At 71.4% G+C, this 20,098-nt stretch carries 18 protein-coding genes; 8 read left to right on the forward strand and 10 right to left on the reverse strand.

Going from position 1 to position 20,098, the window contains the following annotated elements; all coding sequences use genetic code 11:
* Positions 1-16: 16 nt before the first annotated feature.
* Positions 17-943, reverse strand: a complete 927-nt coding sequence (locus tag IZR01_RS00165; RefSeq protein WP_194922451.1) for an NAD-dependent epimerase/dehydratase family protein — start codon at positions 941-943, stop codon at positions 17-19.
* 120 nt (positions 944-1,063) lie between these two features.
* The gene (sigJ, locus tag IZR01_RS00170; RefSeq protein WP_194922452.1) at positions 1,064-2,014 is read right to left on the reverse strand and encodes an RNA polymerase sigma factor SigJ; all 951 of its coding nucleotides are present in this window, start codon (positions 2,012-2,014) and stop codon (positions 1,064-1,066) included.
* A 63-nt stretch (positions 2,015-2,077) separates the two neighbouring features.
* Here sigJ and IZR01_RS00175 point away from each other — a divergent pair, with 63 nt between their 5' ends.
* Together IZR01_RS00175 and IZR01_RS00180 are read left to right on the forward strand one after the other, a co-directional pair.
* The gene (locus IZR01_RS00175) at positions 2,078-2,842 is read left to right on the forward strand and encodes an SDR family oxidoreductase (protein ID WP_194922453.1); all 765 of its coding nucleotides are present in this window, start codon (positions 2,078-2,080) and stop codon (positions 2,840-2,842) included.
* 50 nt (positions 2,843-2,892) lie between these two features.
* On the forward strand, positions 2,893-3,762 hold the full coding sequence (locus IZR01_RS00180; RefSeq protein WP_194922454.1) for a PHP domain-containing protein: 870 nt from the start codon (positions 2,893-2,895) through the stop codon (positions 3,760-3,762).
* 40 nt (positions 3,763-3,802) lie between these two features.
* On the opposite strand, the gene IZR01_RS00185 is transcribed toward IZR01_RS00180, so the two are convergent.
* Positions 3,803-4,738, reverse strand: a complete 936-nt coding sequence (locus tag IZR01_RS00185; protein WP_194922455.1) for an alpha/beta fold hydrolase — start codon at positions 4,736-4,738, stop codon at positions 3,803-3,805.
* A 129-nt stretch (positions 4,739-4,867) separates the two neighbouring features.
* Positions 4,868-7,147: a DEAD/DEAH box helicase gene (locus IZR01_RS52880; RefSeq protein ID WP_323746863.1), complete on the reverse strand. Its 2,280-nt coding sequence runs from the start codon at positions 7,145-7,147 to the stop codon at positions 4,868-4,870.
* A gap of 340 nt (positions 7,148-7,487) precedes the next feature.
* Here IZR01_RS52880 and IZR01_RS00195 point away from each other — a divergent pair, with 340 nt between their 5' ends.
* Complete coding sequence (locus IZR01_RS00195; protein WP_228553669.1) at positions 7,488-8,177, forward strand: ferritin-like fold-containing protein; 690 nt, start codon at positions 7,488-7,490, stop codon at positions 8,175-8,177.
* A 245-nt stretch (positions 8,178-8,422) separates the two neighbouring features.
* Here the strand turns inward: IZR01_RS00195 and IZR01_RS00200 are convergent, their stop codons facing one another.
* From IZR01_RS00200 to IZR01_RS00210, 3 genes are all read right to left on the reverse strand, one after another.
* Positions 8,423-8,689, reverse strand: a complete 267-nt coding sequence (locus IZR01_RS00200) for a hypothetical protein (protein ID WP_194891100.1) — start codon at positions 8,687-8,689, stop codon at positions 8,423-8,425.
* 37 nt (positions 8,690-8,726) lie between these two features.
* Positions 8,727-8,951, reverse strand: coding sequence for a DUF3107 domain-containing protein (locus IZR01_RS00205; protein WP_194891099.1), 225 nt, complete (start codon positions 8,949-8,951; stop codon positions 8,727-8,729).
* An 86-nt stretch (positions 8,952-9,037) separates the two neighbouring features.
* Positions 9,038-9,688 carry a TetR/AcrR family transcriptional regulator gene (locus tag IZR01_RS00210; protein ID WP_194891098.1) on the reverse strand — a complete coding sequence of 217 codons (651 nt, stop codon included), beginning with the start codon at positions 9,686-9,688 and terminating at the stop codon, positions 9,038-9,040.
* A gap of 227 nt (positions 9,689-9,915) precedes the next feature.
* Here IZR01_RS00210 and moeZ point away from each other — a divergent pair, with 227 nt between their 5' ends.
* Both moeZ and IZR01_RS00220 read left to right on the forward strand, forming a co-directional pair.
* Positions 9,916-11,097, forward strand: a complete 1,182-nt coding sequence (gene moeZ / locus IZR01_RS00215; RefSeq protein WP_194891097.1) for an adenylyltransferase/sulfurtransferase MoeZ — start codon at positions 9,916-9,918, stop codon at positions 11,095-11,097.
* A 94-nt stretch (positions 11,098-11,191) separates the two neighbouring features.
* Positions 11,192-11,764, forward strand: a complete 573-nt coding sequence (locus IZR01_RS00220) for a hypothetical protein (protein ID WP_194922456.1) — start codon at positions 11,192-11,194, stop codon at positions 11,762-11,764.
* Between the two features lie 143 nt (positions 11,765-11,907).
* Here IZR01_RS00220 and IZR01_RS00225 read toward each other — a convergent pair whose 3' ends face one another.
* Entirely contained in the window at positions 11,908-14,370 is a 2,463-nt protein-coding gene (locus IZR01_RS00225) for a lysylphosphatidylglycerol synthase transmembrane domain-containing protein (protein ID WP_194891095.1), read from the reverse strand.
* A gap of 250 nt (positions 14,371-14,620) precedes the next feature.
* On the opposite strand from IZR01_RS00225, the gene IZR01_RS00230 reads away from it, so the two are divergent.
* The gene (locus tag IZR01_RS00230; protein ID WP_194922457.1) at positions 14,621-15,022 is read left to right on the forward strand and encodes an MGMT family protein; all 402 of its coding nucleotides are present in this window, start codon (positions 14,621-14,623) and stop codon (positions 15,020-15,022) included.
* A gap of 66 nt (positions 15,023-15,088) precedes the next feature.
* On the opposite strand, the gene IZR01_RS00235 is transcribed toward IZR01_RS00230, so the two are convergent.
* Positions 15,089-15,778: a response regulator gene (locus IZR01_RS00235; protein ID WP_194891093.1), complete on the reverse strand. Its 690-nt coding sequence runs from the start codon at positions 15,776-15,778 to the stop codon at positions 15,089-15,091.
* Positions 15,775-16,752: a sensor histidine kinase gene (locus IZR01_RS00240; protein ID WP_194922458.1), complete on the reverse strand. Its 978-nt coding sequence runs from the start codon at positions 16,750-16,752 to the stop codon at positions 15,775-15,777. The genes IZR01_RS00235 and IZR01_RS00240 overlap by 4 nt, the downstream gene beginning before the upstream one ends.
* A gap of 84 nt (positions 16,753-16,836) precedes the next feature.
* Between IZR01_RS00240 and IZR01_RS00245 the strand changes: the two genes are divergently transcribed.
* Both IZR01_RS00245 and IZR01_RS00250 read left to right on the forward strand, forming a co-directional pair.
* Entirely contained in the window at positions 16,837-17,601 is a 765-nt protein-coding gene (locus IZR01_RS00245; RefSeq protein WP_194891091.1) for an ABC transporter ATP-binding protein, read from the forward strand.
* Positions 17,598-19,919: an ABC transporter permease gene (locus IZR01_RS00250; protein WP_194922459.1), complete on the forward strand. Its 2,322-nt coding sequence runs from the start codon at positions 17,598-17,600 to the stop codon at positions 19,917-19,919. The genes IZR01_RS00245 and IZR01_RS00250 overlap by 4 nt, the downstream gene beginning before the upstream one ends.
* The last annotated feature ends 179 nt before the right edge of the window (positions 19,920-20,098 follow it).

A 20,098-nucleotide genomic window follows, 5' to 3' on the forward strand; every position in this document is an offset into this window, starting at 1 on the left:
GTCCTGGCGGGCACTGTCACATTCCGGCGGCTTCGGCGTCCGCCTTCACGCCGGTACGGAAGGACGGATACTGCGGCTGCCAACCCAGCTCGTCCTTGGCCTTGGCGTTGCTGATCACCCAGCGGCCGGTGATGAAGCAGTTCAGGTAGGGCAGCGGCTTGGTGAACCAGGCCGGGACGGTGCGCGGGGTCTTCGTCTTGAAGTCCTTCGCGATCTCCAGCGCCACGTCCGCGAACGGGGCCGGGGTGTCGTCCACGACGTTGTACGCCTCGCCGCCCTTGCCCCGCTCCAGCGCGGCCACGGTGGCGCCGGCCGCGTCGGCCAGGTGGACGAAGGAATTGGTGCCGGCCTTGACGATCGGCAGCTTGCCGGCCTGGAGGAACTCCACGTAGGCGGTGGTCGCCGGGCCGCCGTAGAACAGGCCGTAGCGCAGCGAGATGCCGTCGACGCCGGGCTCGGAGAAGGCGATCTGCTCGTTGCGCAGCATCGCCTGGCCGTGCCGGGCGAACGTCTTGCGCGGCGAGGGCCCGAAGAACGCGTCCTCGGTGATCGGGCCGGGACCGAGGTCGCCGTAGCCGTAGCCGAAGATCATCGACTGGGTGAGGAAGCGGGTGGCGCCGGTGGCCTTGGCCGCCGCCATCAGGTTCTCGGTGCCGACGGTGCGCAGGACGTTGGTGACGTCCATGTCCTTGTTGCGCATCGGCGCCTTCTTCAAGGCGGTCAGCTGGCTGATGACGGCGTCGAAGTGCTGGCCGCTCACCGCGGCGAGTACTTTGTCGCGGTCCATGACGTCGGCCACCACCGCGGTGGCGCCCATGCCCTCGATCACGCGGACGCCGTCCTGGGCGCGGGTGAGGCCGACCACCTCGTGGGCGGCGTCGATCAGGGCCGGGGTGAGGACGCGGCCGAAGACGCCGCTGGCGCCGGCGAGCAGGATACGCATCTTGAGCTCCTTGGGATCGGCTCGGCGGTGCTCTCCGCCGTGTTCGATCGCAAGGACGGACACCGTCCCGGATCTGTGACACGGGTCTGTGTGACCCGCCTCACTCCCGCCCGGTCGGTGTCAGCCGGCGTCGCCCTCCAGCGCGCGCACTCCGCTCAGCTTCTCCGGGTTGGCCATCGCGAAGACAGTGCGGATCCGGCCGTCCTCGTCCATATCCAGCGTGTAGACGTAGAGCACCTTGTCGTCGGCGAAAGCGATGACCGCCGGGTCACCGTTGACCCCGACCGGCGCGATCTCGACCCGGATGTCCATGCCCTTCTCGATGTACTTCGCGTACTTCTGGGTGATGCCCAGCAGGAAGCGGGAGACGTTGTCCAGCCCGACCACCGGCCGGGTCGCCGCCGTGACCACCCCGCCGCCGTCGGAGATCACCGTGATCTCCGGCGAGAGCAGCTCCAGCAGCGGCGCGATGTCGCCGCCGACGCAGGCCGACAGGAAACGCTCGGCGATGCTCTGCCGTTTGACGTCGTCCAACGGGTAGCGCGGCCGCTTGTCCTGCACGTGGTTGCGGGCCCGGACCAGCAGCTGGCGCACCGCGGCCTCGGTGCGGTCCAGCATCGCGGCGATCTCGGCGAAGCTGTAGTCGAAGGCCTCGCGCAGCACGAACACCGCGCGCTCCAGCGGCGACAGGGTCTCCATCACCAGCAGCATGGCCAGCGAGACGGTGTCGTCCAGGACCACGCGGTCGGCGGTGTCCGGGGCGGTGTCGGCGCCGTCCCGGGTCAGCACCGGCTCCGGGAGCCAGGGGCCGACGTAGGACTCCTTGCGGGTCTGGGCCTTGCGGAGCTGGTCGATGGCCAGCCGGGTGGTCACCGTGACCAGGAACGCCTTCGGGTCCTGGACCGAGGTGTAGTCCGACCCGCTCCAGCGCAGCCAGGCGTCCTGCACCACGTCCTCGGCGTCGCTCCAGCGGCCGAGCACGCGGTAGGCCACCGATGTCAGCAGCCTGCGGTGGTCGTTGAAGACCTGCGCGGCCCTGGCGTCATCCCCCGTGGGAAGGTCCTGTTCCACGGCGGCCAGCCTATTACCGAGGCGGGCATGGACGCTTGGCGCGGTCTGACCTACGGTGCGCGCATGGCAGCTGAGGGCAAGGTCGTGATGGTGACCGGCGGCGGCAGCGGGATCGGCCGGGCGAGCGCGGAGATGTTCGCGGCCCGCGGCGCGGCGGCGGTCGTGGTCGTGGACCGGACGGACACCGGGGAGAACTCGGGACCGGAGACGGTCGACCTGATCCGCAAGGCCGGCGGCACCGCGTTGTTCGTGCGCGCCGACGTGGCGGTGGAGGCCGAGATCGAGGCGGCGCTGGCCACGGCGCTCGCCGAGTTCGGCCGGCTGGACGCGGCGGTGAACTGCGCCGGGGTGGCCGGGACCGGGGCCAAGATCGCCGACACCGAGCTGGCCGACTGGAACCGGATTCTGGGCGTCAACCTGACCGGCGTGTTCCTGTCCCTGAAGCATGAGATCCGGGCGATGCTGCCGAACAAGTCCGGGACGATCGTGAACATCGCCTCGGCGGCCGGGCTGGTGGCGGTGCCGTACCTGTCGCCGTACTGCTCGTCCAAGCACGGGGTGCTCGGGCTGACCAAGACCGCGGCGCGTGAGTACCGGAACTCCGGGCTGCGGATCAACGCGATCTGCCCCGGGGTGGTCGACACCCCGATGATCCGGAACTCGGCCGAGGAGCGGCCGGCGGTGAACATGCAGGCCCGGGAGAACACCGGGGGATTCGTGGGACAGCCGGAGCAGATCGCGGCGGCCGCGGTGTGGCTGTGCTCGGACGAGGCGTCGTTCGTCAACGGGGAGTCGATGGTCGTGGACGGCGGGACGATCACGCGGTAAGGCGATCACGCGGTGAGGCGGGAGCCCGGCGCGGTGGGTAGCGTGTGGGCATGCGCATAGACCTGCACGCCCACACCACCGCCTCCGACGGCACCTTCGAGCCGGCCGAGCTGGTCGGCATGGCCGAGGCGGCCGGCCTGAACGTGGTGGCGATCACCGACCATGACGGGACCTCCGGCTGGTCCGAGGCCCGCCGGGCGCTGCGGTACGGGCGCGAGGCCGGGGTCTGGTCGCACATCCAGACCGTGGTGCCCGGGGCCGAGATCTCGTGCAAGATCCACGGGATCGGTCTGCACATGCTCGGGTACATGTTCGACCCCGAGAACCCGGACCTGGCCGCCGCGCTGGCCGAGATCCGCGAGTCGCGGACGCACCGGGCCGAGGCGATGGTCCAGAAGGCGCGCGAGCTGGGCGCGCTGATCACCTGGGAGCGGGTGCGGGAGATCGCCGGGGACGGCGTGGTGGGGCGTCCGCACGTGGCGTCGGCGCTCGTCGAGGCCGGCGTGGTGCCCTCGGTCGACGCCGCGTTCACCCCGGACTGGCTCGGTGAGGGCGGCCGGGCCCGGGTGGAGAAGCTGGACATGGACCCGATCCGGGCGATCACGCTGGTCAAGGCTGCGGGCGGGGTGACCGTGATGGCGCACCCGCTGGCCTGGCGGCGCGGCCCGGTGGTGTCGGAGGCGGACATCGCGGCGTTCGCCGAGGCCGGGATGACCGGCATCGAGATGAACCACCCCGACCACGGGCCGAAGGAGCGGGACCAGGTCCGCGCGCTGGCGAAGGAGCTGGGGCTGCTGACCACCGGCTCGTCGGACTGGCACGGAGGGCGCAAGCCGACGATCCGGCTCGGCGAGGAGACCACGGAGCCGGAGGTCTACGAGGAGTTGGTGGCGCGGTCGAGTGGGACTCGGCCGTTCTGATTCGGGGGTTCCGGGTTAGTGGCCCGGCAGCTGCCTTGAGTCAGCCGTTCTGGGCCCAGAAGTCGGCGAGCACCCGCGCGGTGACCGCCGGGTTCTCGGCGGCGGGGGAGTGCGCGGCGTCCTCGATCAGGACGAAGTCCGCGCCCAGGCGCGTGGCCATCTCCTTCTGGGCCTGGACCGGCCACGCGTCGTCGCCCGCCCCGGCCGCGACCAGGATCGGCAGCCCGGCTGCGGCGAGTTCGGCGGTCCGGTCGGTGGCCGACAGGATGGCGGTGCCCATGCCGACCAGCATGCCGGTGTCGTTGTGCTCGAAGCGCCGTTGGAGGAAGTCGCGCACGCACTCGTCCGGGTGCCCAGGGGCGCCCTCGGCAGCGGCCATCTTCTGCATCTCGGCCCAGATCTCGGCCGAGGTCATGAAGCTGGCGGCGGCCACCAGGAGCTTCGCCTGCTCGGCGGAGCGGCCCGGGATCGCGGCGGGGCCGGAGTCGAGGATCGCGAGGGTGCGGACGCGAGTCGGGTGGGCCAGGGCGTATTCGCGGGCCACGAGGCCGCCGAAGGAGTGGCCCATGATGTGGATGCGGGCGGCGGCGTCGGCGCCCGTACTGGCGTTGGTGCCGGTGCCGGTGCCCGCGCTGGAGTCGGTGTGGCCGTCGGCGTCGCTGAGTTCGTCGACGACGTCGCCGAGGTCTGCGGCGAGCCGCGGGAGCGTGTAGGCCTCGGGATCCTCAGGGCCCGCCGACTCGTTCTGCCCCCGCTGGTCGATCGCGACGGCCTGGTACCCGGCCGCCGCCAACGGTGCCAGCACCGCGATGAAGTCTTCCTTCGACCCGGTGTATCCGGGGACCAGTACCGCGATCCCTTGCCGCGTCACCCCCTCGGGCGGTGTGGCGCGCAGCGCGGCGAGCGGCCCGCCAGCGGTCGGCAGCTGGATCGCCTGGGTGTGGGGCGGCAGGTCGACGAAGGGCGGCGTGCTCATGGGGATGAGAGTAGTTGACGGTCTTCGGGCGTGGCTGAACGGCCCTTGATATCGGTGCCGGAAAACCGGCGCCGGAAAAGGCCGACGGCCCGAGCCTCGGTGGAGGTCTCGGGCCGTCGGCCGGGGTGACTACGAGTTGTAGTTGCCGGTCACCGCGACGCCGGTGGCGGTCAGGCCCTCGGCCTCGGCGAGGGCGCGGCGCGAGCGCTTCGGCGACTGGGCCGGGATCGCTGCTGCCGGGGCGTCGGCGGCGGCGCGGGTGCGCGTGCGCTTCGGCTTCTCGGCCTCGTCGGCGACGGGCTCCGCGACGGCCTTCGCCCGGGTGCGGGTGCGCGGCTTGGTCTCGGCGACCGGCTCGACCGCTTCGGCGGCGATCGGGCTGACCTCGGTGGTCTCCGCCTTGGCCCGGCTCCGGGCGCGGGTCCGCTTCGGCTTGTCGGCCTCGTCGGAGCTCGGCTCGGTGACGTCGAGGACCGGCGTGGCACCGGCCTCGGCGGCGTCGGCGGCGATCTCGCTCGGCTCGATGGTCTTCCGGCTGCGAGTCCGCGTGCGCTTCGGCTTGTCGGCCTCGTCGGCGCCCGACTCGGTGACGGCGGCGCCGGCCGGTGCCTTCTCGGCGCCCGACGTGGCCGCGGTGTCGACTGCCGCCGTCTCGGTCCCGACCGTGGCGGCGCTCGCCTCGTCGGCGATCGCGCCGGTCTCGGCCAGCACGGCCTCGACCTTCGCCCCGCTCCGGCTCCGCGTCCGGGTCCGGCCGCGCTTCTGCTTCTCGCCGTCCTCGGCTGAGTCGGAGACCGCCAGTGCGTCCTCGGTGCCGGCCAGTTCCTCGGAGCGCCGTCCGCCGCGGGTGCGCACGCGCTCGCGCTCCCGCTTCGGGCGGGCGGGCCGCTCGGTGCGGGTGGTGGCGGTGGCGGTGGCGGTGGCCCGGGCGCGGACCCCGGCGCCGCGGCCGGTCTCGCCGAGGTCTTCGACCTCTTCGGCGGCCAGGCCGGCGCGGGTCTGCTCGGACTTCAGCAGCCGGCCCTTGGAGTCGGCCGGGATGCTGAGCTCCTCGAAGAACCAGTCCGAGGTGGAGTAGGTCTCGCGGGGCTCGTGGAAGTCCAGGCCGAGGGTCTTGTTGATCAGGTTCCAGCGCGGGACTTCGTCCCAGTCCACGAAGGTGACCGCGGTGCCGGAGGCGCCGGCCCGGCCGGTGCGGCCGATGCGGTGCAGGTAGGTCTTGTCGTCCTCGGGGCACTGGAAGTTCACCACGTGGGTGACGCCCTCGACGTCGATGCCCCGGGCCGCGACGTCGGTGGCCACCAGGACGTCGACCTTGCCGTTGCGGAAGGCGCGCAGGGCCTGCTCGCGAGCGCCCTGGCCGAGGTCGCCGTGCACCGCCGCGGCGGCGAAGCCGCGGGAGTCCAGTTCCTCGGCGACCTTGGCGGCGGTGCGCTTGGTGCGGCAGAACACCATGGTCAGGCCCCGGCCCTCGGCCTGGAGCATGCGCGCCAGCATCTCGGTCTTGTCCAGGGCGTGGGCCCGGTAGATGCGCTGGGTGGTGTTGGCGACGGTGGTGCCGGTGTCGTGCGGGTCGGCCGCGCGGATGTGCGTCGGGCGGCTCATGTACTGCCGGGCCAGCGCGATGACCTGGCCGGGCATCGTCGCCGAGAACAGCAGGGTCTGGCGGTCGTTCGGGATCTGGGTGACGATCCGCTCGACGTCCGGCAGGAAGCCCAGGTCCAGCATCTCGTCGGCCTCGTCCAGCACCAGCATGCGGACGCCGGACAGGTCCAGGTGCCCCTGCTTGGCCAGGTCCAGGAGCCGGCCCGGGGTGCCGACGACCACGTCGACGCCGGCCGACAGCGCGGCGATCTGCGGCTCGTACGCGCGCCCGCCGTAGACGGACTGTACGCGGGCGGCCATGACCTTGCCGGCCGCCGCCAGGTCCTCGGTGACCTGCACGGCCAGCTCGCGGGTCGGCACGACCACCAGGCCGAGCGGCCGGCCCGGGTGGCCGGTGGGGGCCGGCGCGCCGGACGGCTTGCGGCCGCGGCCGCGGGGACGACGGCCACGCTGGGCTGCGGTCGCAGCCGCGGTCGCCGCGGCAGCGGCGGCGGTTTCGGCGGCGATCGCTTCGGTGTCGGGGTCCGTCGCGGCGGCGGCGCCCTCGTCCAGGGCTCCGACGGCGGCGTTCTCCGCGGCCGAAGCGGCGGCGGCGATCTCGCGCACCATCCGCTGCAGGACCGGGATGCCGAACGCCAGCGTCTTGCCGGTGCCGGTCTTCGCCTGTCCGATCACGTCGGCGCCGGTGAGGGCGACCGGGATGGTCGCGGACTGGATCGGGAACGGGGTGATGATCCCGCCGGCCGCCAGGGCCTCGGCGATCCGCTCGTCGACGCCCAGGTCGCGGAAGGTCTTCTCGATGATCTCGGGGGTCTCCGCAGCGGTGCCGGGGCCCTCTTCGGTGTCGTGCAGTTCGGAGTCTTGCGTTTCGGTGTCGTGCGTGACAGCGCTGATGATGTATGCCTCTTCTGTTGAGCGGCACTGCGCGAGGGGCTAGCACGGTGCTATGTGTGCTATCTGCGTACGTGCTCGCGTCGACCCCAGTGATCAGACTTCTGGAGGAGCGAGCGACCTCGCGGCTTGGTGGGGATCCGCGGTGGATCCGGTCTGCCGCAGTGGGTCGGAGCCGATCGGGCCACCGACCGGGCATCCTGCTAGTCACAGACAGTGTACCCGACGGAAAAGACCTGAATAAACTGCCCCTATGACTTCTCCGGCGACAGCCATGTCCTACGAGGTAGCCCTCACCGACTTCCTGGGGCTGGTCGCCTACGGAGAGCTCACGGCCTTCGAGCGGCTGGCCGCCGACTCCGCCCTGGCCCCCACGCTCGACGGTAAAGCGCAGGTCGCGGGCATGGCGGCGGCGGAGTTCGACCACTTCCGGCGGGTCCGGGACCGGCTGGCGGAGCTCGGCGCGGACCCGACCGAGGCGATGGTGCCGTTCGCCGGGCCGGTGGACGCCTTCCATGAGCACACCAAGCCGTCGGGGTGGCTGGAGTCGCTGGTCAAGGCCTATATCGGCGACACGCTCACCGCGGATTTCTATCGCGAGGCGGCGCGGCACCTGGACCCGGCCTCGCGCGCCGTGGTCGAGGGCGTGCTGGAGGATCTGGGACACAGCGCGTTCGTCGTGGAGCACGTGCGGGCGGCCATCGACGCGGACCCGAAGATCGCCGGGCGGCTGGCGTTGTGGGGCCGCCGGATCATGGGCGAGGCGCTGACGCAGGCGCAGCACATCGCGGCCCGGCGCGCGGCGCTCGCGGCGCTGCTGGCCGGGATGCTGGCCGCGCCGGACTGCGACACCACGGTCGACCTGGCCGAGGTCGGGAAGATGCTGACCCGGCTGACCGAGGCGCACGGGGCGCGGATGGCGACGCTCGGACTCAGTGCTTGAGGTTCAGGGCTTGAGACTCAGGGCTTGAGGCTCGGTACTCGCGGCCCTGCTGCCCAAGGGTTGGCGCTTCGGCGTCAGCGTTCGAGGCCGGCACTTCTCGAGGCTGGGTAATTGGGGCCGGAGTACTTGAGGTCGGAATTTGAGGTTCAGCGCGCGCGGTCCGAAGGCCGCGGCCCGGCGGCCGCGTCGGCGAGTCGGCGCGTGAAAAACGCCGCTCGGGGGAGCGGCGTGTCCGATCGGCGGGTTCAGGAGTCCTCGCCCCTGGTCCGCTGCCAACTGGTGATGGCCATGACCAGCAGGGCGGCCAGGGCGACGCCGAGCAGGGTGGCCACGAAGGTGTGCCCGTTGCCGAGGATCGCGTGGATGATGGATCCGCCGCCGACGGCCCCGATCACGCCGACCACCGTCGTCATCCAGGTCGCCATCGGGCTGCCTTTCTTGACGACGGCGCGGCCCAGGGCGCCGATGCCCAGCCCCAGGGCCGCCAGCCAGAGCAGTGTGAAAAAGGACATGCGTCCCTTTTACCCCACTGTCAACTCCCGAATCGGGTCAGATCGCCCCGAAACCGACCTTGCGTCCGGTCGGCTCGCCCAGCTCGACATAGGCGATCTTCTCGCCCGGCACCAGGACCTTGCGGTCCTTGTCGTCGGTCAGGGCCAGCACGCCGCCGTCCTTGAGCGCGGCGGCCACCGCCGCCTCCACTTCTTCGGCGGACAGGTTGGACTCCAGGTTCAGCTCACGGGCCGTGTGCTGGATGCCGATCTTGATTTCCACGAAGGCTTCCTTAGGTGCTCGAGTGCTCGTAGCGGCCATGCCGGGGATCGGCGAGTGTTCGCCGATGGTCCAAGCGTGCCAGCTATCTAGACAGAATCCTTGCGCGGGAAGTTCCCGATACCGCGCCACGCCAGCTGCGACACGATCCGCGCCGCGGCGTCCCGGGGGATCCGGCCGCCCTCGCTGGAGAGCCAGTACCGGGCGGTGACGTGCGCGATCCCGGTCAGCCCGACGGCCAGCAGCATCGATTCCTCGTCCGACAGGCCGGTGTCGGTGGCGATGACGTCGCGGATCGCCTCGGCGCACTCCTGGGTGACGCGGTGGGTGCGCTCGCGGACCGCGGCCTCGTTGTTCAGGTCCGACTCGAAGACCAGCCGGAAGGCGCCGCTCTCGTGCTCGACGTAGTCGAAGTAGGCGCCGATGGTGGCCGCCACCCGCAGTTTGTTGTCGCTGGTGGAGTCCAGGGCCCCGCGCACCTGCGAGACCAGCGCGTCGCAGTGCTTGTCCAGCAGCGCCAGGTAGAGCTCGAGCTTGCCCGGGAAGTGCTGGTAGAGCACCGGCTTGCTGACCCCGGCGCGTTCGGCGATGTCGTCCATCGCGGCGGCGTGGTAGCCCTGCGCGACGAAGACCTCTTCCGCGGCGCCCAGGAGTTGGTTGCGGCGGGCGCTCCGAGGCAGCCTGGCGGACCGTTGCCGGGACGGGCCGGTGTCCGCGTAGGCGGCGTCGGTAGTGGTCATGGTCAGCAGTCTACGCGCGAGTAGGTTGTTTCAGCCCGGACGGTCGCGGATCGGGCGTTCGCGGGGCGCGCGACGGGGAGGCGCAGGTCTGGGTACCGGCCGATGCGGTCCGGCCGCGGTCTCGGAAAGTGGACGACGGGCCCGGGAATCGGGCCGGGCATGCGACGGTTGTCGTTGAATGCCGCGGATTACCCCCAGGCGCCTCGAAGACTTCTCTGGGAGATGTTGTGAGCAACCTACCCCCGCTGGTCGAGCCGGCCGCGGAACTGACCGTGGAAGAGGTGCGCCGCTATTCGCGCCACCTGATCATCCCCGACGTCGGCATGGACGGCCAGAAGCGGCTGAAGAACGCCAAGGTGCTGTGCGTCGGCGCCGGCGGCCTGGGCTCCCCGACGCTGCTGTACCTGGCCGCGGCCGGCGTGGGCACGCTGGGCATCGTCGAGTTCGACGTCGTCGACGAGTCCAACCTCCAGCGCCAGGTCATCCACGGGCAGAGCGACATCGGCCGCTCCAAGGCCGAGTCCGCCCGCGACTCGATCAAGGAGATCAACCCGCTGGTGCAGGTAAACCTGCACGAGGAGCGGTTGGACTCCACGAACGTGATGGAGCTGTTCGCGCAGTACGACCTGATCGTCGACGGCACGGACAACTTCGCGACCCGCTACCTGGTCAACGACGCCTGCGTGCTGCTGAACAAGCCGTACGTCTGGGGCTCGATCTACCGGTTCGACGGCCAGGCCTCGGTCTTCTGGTCCGAGTACGGCCCCTGCTACCGCTGCCTGTACCCCGAGCCCCCGCCGCCGGGCATGGTCCCCAGCTGCGCCGAGGGCGGCGTGCTGGGCGTGCTGTGCGCCTCGATCGGCTCGATCCAGGTCACCGAGGCCATCAAGTTGCTGACCGGCATCGGCGAACCGCTGGTCGGCCGCCTGATGATCTACGACGCCCTGGAGATGACCTACCGCCAGGTCAAGGTCCGCAAGGACCCGGACTGCGCGATCTGCGGCGACCACCCGACCGTCACCGAGCTGATCGACTACGAGGCCTTCTGCGGCGCCATCTCCGAGGAGGCGGCCGACGCGGCGATGGACTCGACGATCACCGTGACGCAGCTCAAGGAGTGGCTGGACACCGACGAGAAGATCCAGCTGATCGACGTCCGCGAGCCGAACGAGTACGAGATCGTCAACATCCCCGGCTCCACCCTGATCCCCAAGGGCGAGTTCCTGATGGGCGGCGCCCTGGAGAAGCTGGACCCGACCAAGCGCATCGTCCTGCACTGCAAGAGCGGCGTCCGCTCGGCCGAGGCCCTGGCCGTGGTGCACGCGGCCGGGTACAAGGACGCGGTGCACGTCGGCGGCGGGGTGCTGGCTTGGGTGAACCAGATCGAGCCGGAGAAGCCGACGTACTAGTAGTCGCTTGTAGTCGCTATTTTGAGTGAATCCGACCGCTGCCCCACGCTTGGGGCGGCGGTCGGATTGTTTGTGGGTCAATACGCTGATCGGCGTGGTGCTGACCGCTTATGTGGATGAGAGTATGCGCAGGCGTCGGGGCGAGGCTGCCTGTGTCTACACACTGGTCGCGGTTCTCGTGGCAGACGACCAGTTAGACGACGTTCGTGAAGCCCTTCGAAGGCTGCGTTACGGAAAGACGCAGATCATCCATTGGCACGCGGAATCGGATCGGCGCTTGCCGGTCATCGCCGGCGCGATCGCGGAGCTGCCGATAGACGGGGTGGTCACAGTCCTCATGCATCGGCCGGAGATCTCCGCCGAACGGGCGCGCCGGCTCTGTCTGTCGGTACTTCTGGCTGAACTGCGCCGACTGGCTGTGGACCGAGTTCTGTTCGAGTCGCGTCAGGCCCAGGATGTGAACGACTTGCGGGTGATCCGGTCGTGGCGCCGGTATGGCAGGGAGGGGGCGCAGGTTCGAGTCGACTTCTTGCGCAAGAGCGAGGAACCCGCGTTGTGGCTCGCTGATTGTGTCGCCGGGGCGTTCATGTGGTGGCTGAACGGTACGTGTGATCGCTGGTCGGCGATCGCCGACAGCTGCCGCGTCGTCGAGGTGGAAGAGCCGTGAACGACGCGAGGCAGGGCTCCCGACTTCCGTCTGGGGGTTCCCTGCCTCACTTCCGGCCCTTCGTGGGCGCGGCTGGTTCAACCAGGCCAGTATGCCCGCTTCCGTCCCCGCGCCTCAACCCGAATCCCACCATCGGGTGAGGGCTACAGCTCCCCGCGCCTGGTCATGTAGTTGTACGCGAACCAGCCGGGCAGTACCGGGAGCCAGAACGTCATCAGCCGGAACAGCAGCACGGCCGTGGTGGCCAGGCCGGTGTCCAGGTGGCCGAAGGTGGTCAGGGCGCCGATCAGGGCGCCTTCGACGCCGCCCACGCCGCCGGGGGTGGGGACGATCGAGCCGGCGGCTTGGGCGGTGAGGAAGATGAAGGCCACGACGGCGAAGTTGACTTTGGCTGCCCGGTCGTCGGTGGCGGCGGCCTGGATCGAGGCCCAGAGGGTGAAGCTGTAGAGCAGGGACAGGATCACGGTGCCGCCGAGGCCGGTGGCCAGTTTGATCGGGTTCTGCGCCACGTCCATCAGCCGGGGGAGGACGCCGGCCACCAGGGGGCGGAGTCGGTTCACGGCGAAGCGGCGGAGCTGGGGGATCGTCGCGATCAGCAGGACCAGCAGGGCCAGGGCCAAGATGATGGAGATCAGGGTCGCGCTGGAGGCGTGGGAGCCGCCGCCGCTGTTGTCGCCGGAGCTGCCGGCGATGACGCCGAAGATCAGGATCAGGAGCAGGTGCTGGACCAGGCCCATGATCTGCTGGGCGCCGACCGCCGTGACCGCCGCGCGGGTGGGCAGGCCGGTGCGTTGCAGGTAGCGGGTGTTGACCGCGACGCCGCCGACCGCGGCCGGCGCCACCAGGGTCACGAAGGAGGCCGCTACCTGGGACAGGACCGTGCGGCCCCAGCGCAGCTTCTCCGGGACGAAGCCGTCCAGGGCCATCGCCGCCGCGAAGTACGTGGCGACCGAGGCCACGGCCGCGGCGCCGGTCCACCACCAGTTCACCGCGGTGAGGCTGGACCAGGAGTAGTTCGACGCCAGCAGCAGGTACGCCGCCAGCGCCGCGCCGCCGACCGCGAACAGCGTGCGGGGGCTGAACCTCTCCAGCTTCACCGGCTCCGGCTCCACCGAGGGGTGCAGCGCCTGAACCGCTTCCTGGATGTTGTTCAGCAGCCCCTTCGACTTCTTCAGCGCCGTGCGCGTGGTGCGGGTCAGGATCACCGGCTGCAGCATCGGCAGCGCCGCGGCCACGTCGTCCTCGCCGAGTTCGGTCACGGCCGCCGCGACGCTGCGCTCGTAGCCGAAGTACAGGCTGGTCACCGTCAGCATCTCGGCGGTGTCCAGGCGCCGGGACAGGGTGCCGGCGGCGATCTCGCCGAGCCGCAGGTCGGTGAGCCAGGCCCGGCCCTCGTCGTCGATCAGGAACGCGTGCGCGGACAGCCGGCGGTGGGCCAGCTGGTGCGCGTGCAGGTCGGCGAGCATGGCCCAGAGCCGGCCGAGCAGTCCGTCGGTCAGCTCCTCGGGCGCCAGCTGCTCCAGCGTGCGGCCGGGGACCATCTGGTAGGCGAGCATCCCGGTGTCCGGCCCGAGGTCGCGGACGGCCAGCAGTTGCTGGGTGCGGATGCCGGCGGCGGTGACCGCGTACGACATCAGCGCCTCCTGCTCCAGCATCCGGCGCAGCGAGAGCAGGTTGCGGCGCTGGGCCGGGCCGCGCAGCCGGGCCCGCCGGTAGAGCCGGTAGACCAGGCCCGCGGCCTGCTGGTCGCGGTCCAGGACCAGGGCGTCCACGTCGCCGCGCCCGGCGGTGGCGACCACATAGCGCCGCACGTCCTCGTGGGCCGGCACCCGGCGGCACGACAGCGGGTCCAGCCCGGCGTCCGACAGCGCCTGGTGCACCGCCTCGCCGGTGGGCCGGTCGTTGATGACGCCCCGGGCCCAGCGCCAGCCGAAGGCGATCAGCCGGCCCAGCATCACGGTCTCGGCCAGGCTGATGATCGTCGCGTCGCCCTGGATCAGGGTGACCACGCCGTAGGCGATCAGCGCGATCCAGGTCGCGGTCTGGAAGTTGTGCCGGTTGGAGAACCCGATGATCGTCAGATACGCGACGACCGTGGCCAGGTAGATGTGGAACGCCGCGGTGTTGTCCGCGGCGTTGGTCGGCAGCGTCAGCGCGTCCCGGATGGCCTTGGGCGTGTGTGAGGAGGAGACCGTGGCGTTCAGCCCGACGGCGGACAGGTAGGCCATCGCCGCGGCCAGAACGGAGTCAACTACGCGCCGGGAGTCGCGCTGGTAGAGCCGGTCGATCGCCAGCGCGATCGGCACCACCGCCAGCAGTACCGAGGTCACCGCGAGGATCAGGCCCAGCGGGAGTTTCTGCTCGGCGGACAGCTTGGAGATGTCCGACTCGGCGCCGCGGGTGGTGCCGCCGGCGACCATCCCGATGCCGAGGAACAGGAGCATGAAGACGAAGCTCGCGACCGCGCGCAGCAGGTCGGCCGGGCGGCGTATGCGGCGCGGCTCCGGCGGCTCGTCGATGATCGGCGCGGGCAGGGTCACGGCACGGCGCGCGGGGAGGGCGTCGTTGTCGGCGGGCTTATCCTCGTTCTCGGACGCTCGGGACATACCCGTCCCCCCGGACCCGGCTGCGGGCAGCGTGGCGGCAGGCGTGGCGGCCTCGACCGGACCCGGTCGGGCCGGCGAGGCGGTGCCCGGCTCCCCTGCCACTGTCCACCTGTCTTCTGCTCTTGTTGTCGTCTTGCGCCGTTCCGGACACAAGGACGATAGTCCCTGGCGCCTCGTGAGTGCGGCGACTGTGGTTGATCGTCCCACGAGGGGGTTGCCCCCGGCGCGGCGGATTACCTCGACAGGAGTGATGGAAGTGACCAAACCACCCGAACTGCCTCCCTACGTGGACCGGGTGTTCGAGCTGGTGGACCGGATCCCGCCGGGCCGGGTGATGGCCTACGGCGACGTCGCCGAATGGCTCGGCGAGGGCGGGCCGCGGCAGGTCGGGACCGCGATGGCCAAGTACGGCGGCGGGTCCCCGTGGTGGCGGGTGGTGCGCAGCGACGGCGGCTTCCTGCCCGGGCACGAGCGCGAGGCGCTGGCCAACTACCGGGAGGAGGGGACGCCGCTCAAGGCGGAGCGGGCGAGGGAGCAGGCGAACTCTGCTAGCAGCCGGATCGATATGAACCGGGCCCGTTGGCGGCCCGGGGAGGACGAGTCCGCGGGCGGTGGCGCGATGGACGAGGTGCCGAGCGACTTCGCGGGCTAGTGGGCTGGTAGCGCGAGCAGTTCTAGTAAGGCCTAGTAAGGCAAGGAGAAAGAGGAGCAGAGACGCTCAGTCCCCGTCGCCCGGCGCGACCAGCCCGGTCTCGTAGGCGACCACCACAGCCTGCGCCCGGTCCCGCAGTGTGAGTTTGGTGAAGATGTGTGCGACGTGCGTCTTCACCGTGGCCTCGGACAGCACCAGCCGCGCGGCGAGCTCGGTGTTGGACAGCCCGCGGCCCAGCAGCGCCAGGATCTCCCGCTCGCGCGGCGTCAGCGCGGCCAGATCGCGGTGGATCGCCGGGGTCCGGGTGTCGGCCCCGGCTCCGGACCGGCCGCCGGCCGGGGTCGCGAACTTCGCCACCAGGCGCCGGGTGATCGACGGCGCCAGCAGTGCGTCCCCGGTGTCCACCAGGCGCACGCTGGCGACCAGGTGTTCGGGCGTGACGTCCTTCAACAGGAAGCCGGACGCGCCGGCGGCCAGCGCCTCGTAGACGTACTCGTCGAGGTCGAAGGTGGTCAGCATCAGGATCCGGATCCGCGGATCGGCGGCCAGGATCCGGCGGGCCGCCGCCAGTCCGTCCAGGTTCGGCATCCGGATGTCCATCAGCACGACGTCGGGCTTCAGCGCGGCGGCCGCCTCGACCGCCGCCAGCCCGTCGGCGGCCTCGCCGGCGACCTCGATGCCGTTGGCGGTCAGGATCAGGCGGAAGCCGGTGCGGACCAGGGCTTGGTCGTCGGCTATCAGGACTCGGGGGCTCATTGATTGTTCCTAGCGACGCGTAGCGTCTCCATAACGGGCGGCGGTGGGAGACGGGTGGGCGTGTCCAAAGGTATCTTCGCGCGGACCCGGAAGCCGCCGCCGAGGCGCCGCCGGGCGTCCAGATCGCCGCCGTAGACCGCGACCCGCTCCTTCAGTCCCAGCAGGCCGCGGCCGGTGCCCAGCTTCTCGCCGCGAGCCGGGCCAGCCGTGCCGACCGTGCCGGACTCGGCGGAGGTGCCAGCCGTACCTGCCGTGCCTGCCGCACCGGACTCGGCACCGCCGAGCCCGGTCAGCGAGCCGCTGCCGGCGGTCAGTACCTCGATCCGCAGATAGCGGTCGTCGTAGCGGACGGTCAGCTCGGCGTTCGAGCCGCCGTGCTTGAGCGCGTTGGTCAGCGCCTCCTGCACGACCCGGTACGCGGTCGAGTCGATGCCGCCGGGCAGCGGTCGCGGCTCGCCGGAGATCCGCACGTCCACCGGCAGCCCGGCGAAGGCGATCTTGTCGACGAGCGCTGAGAGCCGCGCCAGGGTCGGCTGCGGGGCCAGGGCGGGCCCGTCCTCGTCGCGGCCGTCCGCGGCCGGGGCCAGGACGCCGAGCAGATGCCGCAGCTCGGTCATGGTCTCGCGGCCCGCGCTCTCCACGGCCAGCAACGCGTCCCCGGCGATGTCCGATGCGCCGGCTTCCTCAGCTGCCGCGTTCGGTGCCGGGGCGGCCGCCAGCACCTGCCGGGCCGCTCCGGCCTGGATCAGCATCATGCTCACGTTGTGGCTGACGATGTCGTGCAGCTCCCGGGCGATCCGGGCCCGCTCGGCGTCCACCGCCAGCTGTGCGGCGCTCTCCCGCTCGCGCTCCAGCAGCCAGCCGCGCTCCCCGATGGCGCGGGTGTACCGGGCGCGCTCCCGGCTCAGTCGCACGGCCAGCCACGCCGCCGTCGCGCACGCCGCCAGCAGCGCCCCCATCAGCACCCACAGCATGACTACATCCCCAGGATGACAGGCCCGGACGATTACCACCACGGACCGATCCGCCGCGGTGCGCCCCCACCATACGTTGATCACATGACCGCTACCGCCAACGAGCCGACCGAGCCCGCGGAGCCCGCCGGGGCCGTGGGACCCGCCGAGATCTCCGACACCGCCGGGCCGATCGTCCGCCTCGACGACGTCCGCAAGGACTTCGGCGACACCGCCGCCCTCGACGGCGTGACCCTGCACATCCGCCAGGGCGAGGCGGTCGCCGTCATGGGCCCCTCCGGCTGCGGCAAGTCCACGCTGCTGAACCTGGTGGCCGGCCTGGACCGGCCCAGCTCCGGGCGGGTCGTCGTGCACGGCGAGGACCTGGGCCGGCTCACCGAGACCGGCCTGGCCCTGTTCCGCCGCCGCCGGATCGGGATGATCTTCCAGTTCTTCAACCTGATCGACGACCTGCCGGCGCTGGACAACGTCGCGCTGGCCGCGCAGCTCCGCGGGGTCCCGGCCGGGCAGGCCCGGCGGCGCGCGCTGGAACTGCTGGGCGAGCTGGGCATCGCCGACCGGAAGAACACCTACCCGGCGCAGCTCTCCGGCGGCGAGCGCCAGCGGGTCGCGGTGGCCCGGGCCCTGATGAACCGGCCGGCCCTGCTGCTGGCCGACGAGCCGACCGGCGCGCTGGACAGCCGCTCCGGCGAGCAGGTGATGGACCTGCTGATCGACCTGAACCAGCTCGGGCAGACCCTGCTGATGGTGACCCACGACCCGCGCCTGGCCGCCCGCTGCGCCAGCCGCCTGGTCGAGGTCGCGGACGGCCGGATCGTGGCCGAGCGCGCGCTGGAGCGGATCGCGTGAGCGCCGTGCGAATCACCAAGGGCCCGGTCTGGCGGGCCTCGCGCGCCGCCGTGAAGCGCCGCAAGGTGCAGACCTTCGTCATCGGGCTCGTGGTCGCGCTGTCCGCGATGAGCGCGGTGCTCGGCCTGGGGCTGTTGCAGGCCTCGACCGGGCCGTTCGAGCAGGCCTTCGGGCAGCAGAACGGCGCCCACGCCGTGGCCGACCTCGATGCCGCCAAGGCGAGCGGGCAACAGCTCGCGGCCACCGCGCACGCCGCCGGGGTCACCGGCGCCACCGGTCCGTTCCAGGCCGCGCAAGTCAGCCTGGATCTGGGTCCGGAGATAGGCGGCCCGATGCAGATGACGGTCGTGGGACGTCCGCAGCCCCAGCCCGGCGACGTCGACCGGGTCCAGCTGTGGCAGGGCCGCTGGCCCAGCGCGCCGGGGGAGATCGTGCTGGACCAGCCGGCCGGCCAGACGCTGCCGGCGCCGCCGGGACAGACCGTCGCGACCGTCTCCGGCCCGGGCCTGCCGGCCTTGACCGTCGTCGGCTACGCGTTCTCGGTCTCGGACACCGCCGACGCCTGGGTCGCGCCGAGCCAGATGGCGGCGTTGCACCCGGACCACGTGCAGATGCTCTACCGGTTCGCGAAGTCCGGTACCGACGCCGAGGTCAAGGCCGAGCTGACCCGCGCGACCGCGGGCCTGCCGGCCGGCACCCTCGTCGGCTTCCAGTCCTGGCGCACCACCCGCGCCGAGATGCTGGCCAAGCTGGAGAGCCTGCTGCCGATGCTGATCGCGTTCGGCGTGCTCGCGGTGTCGGTCGCGGTGCTGATCGTGCTGAACGTGGTCAGCGGGGCCGTGGTCTCCGGATACAAGGACATCGGGGTCTACAAGACCATCGGCTTCACCCCGCGCCAGGTGGTCCGGGTCTACGTGGCGACCATGGCGGTGCCCGCGGTCGCCGGGACCGTGATCGGGCTGCCGATCGGGGTGGTCGTCGGGGAGCCGCTGATGAACAAGGCGTTCAACGCGCTCGGCGGGACGCGGCAGATCAGCCCGCTGGTCATGGTCGGCTGCCTGATCGGGGTGCCGCTGGTGGTCGCCCTGGCCGCGTACATCCCGGCCCGGCGGGCGGCGGGGATGTCGGCGATCGCCGCGATCTCGGCCGGTTCGGCGCCCAAACACGGCCGGGGCCTGAAGGTGCAGCGCAAGCTGGCCGGCTCGCGGCTGCCGCGCTCGGTGAGCATGGGGCTGGGGCTGCCGTTCGCCCGGCCCGCCCGCAGTGCCCTGACCTTCGCGGCGGTGCTGCTCGGGGTGACCACCGTGGTCTTCGCCAACGGCCTGGCCCGCACCATGACCGACACCAGCGCGGCCTCGGACCGGGTCGGCGCCGTGGCGGTCGATGTCGGATACGACACGAGTCAGGGAGCGTCCGCGCAGGGGGACGCGATCGGGAAGGCCATCAGGGGTGTCCCCGGCGTGGACGGCGTGGCGCCCCAGACCGGCGACATGGTCGGCGTGGCGGGGATGACCACGGAGGTCAACATCCAGTACTACGGCGGCGACTCGGCGCTGATGGGCTTCACCATGGTCAAGGGCCACTGGCTGGCCGGCCCGGACCAGGTCGTGGTGCCGGCGCGGTTCCTGAACCGGCACCACGTGTCCCTGGGCCAGGTCCTGACCGTCGAGCTGAACGGCCGCAGTGCCACGGCGGTTGTCGTCGGCGAGACCATCACCGGCGGCGACAGCATGTTCTACGCCGACTGGAGCACCCTTCAACAGCTCTCGCCGGGCCGCCAGGCCGACCACTTCGAGGTCCACGCGGCGGCCGGTGTGGACCGGCAGGCGCTGGCGGCGAGACTGCGGGCGCTGGCCCCCGGCTGGAACGTCGGCGTCCACAGCACCGCGGACCCGAACGCCGAGCTGAAGGTGTTCTCCGCGGTCATCACCATCGTGCTCAGCCTGGTCGCGGCGCTCGGCGTGTTCAACACCGTCTTGCTCAACACCCGTGAGCGTCGCCGCGACCTGGGCATGCTGAAGTCGGTGGGCATGACCCCGCGCCAGGTGGTGGCGATGGTCATGACCTCGATGGGGCTGCTCGGCCTGCTCGGCGGGATCGTCGGACTGCCGCTGGGCTACGGCCTGCACGCGCTGATCGTCTCGATGATCGAACAGACCCAGGGCCTGGACCTCGCGCCGAGCATGGTGCACGTCTACACGCTGCCCCTGCTGGCCTGGATGTTCCTGGCCGGCGTCGGGATCGCGGTGCTCGGGGCACTGGTGCCGGCCCGGTCCGCGGCGAGGTTGTCGATCTCTGAGGTACTGCGCAGCGAATAGCGGGAGTGCGCTACTCCTGATGACGGGCTCGCGGGGGCACCCCCGCGGGCCCTTCGCGCGCTCTGGCATGATCGGCGCGCGGGCGTGATCCATTGCCGAATGGGGCGTGACGGTCGGTGGTCTGTGTTGTCATAGAGGACCGTGGTGTATCGCTCGGGTATACCCGCCGGCAAAGGATT

This window comes from Catenulispora pinisilvae (assembly GCF_015356865.1).
GTDB classification, from domain to species: Bacteria; Actinomycetota; Actinomycetes; order Streptomycetales; family Catenulisporaceae; genus Catenulispora; species Catenulispora pinisilvae.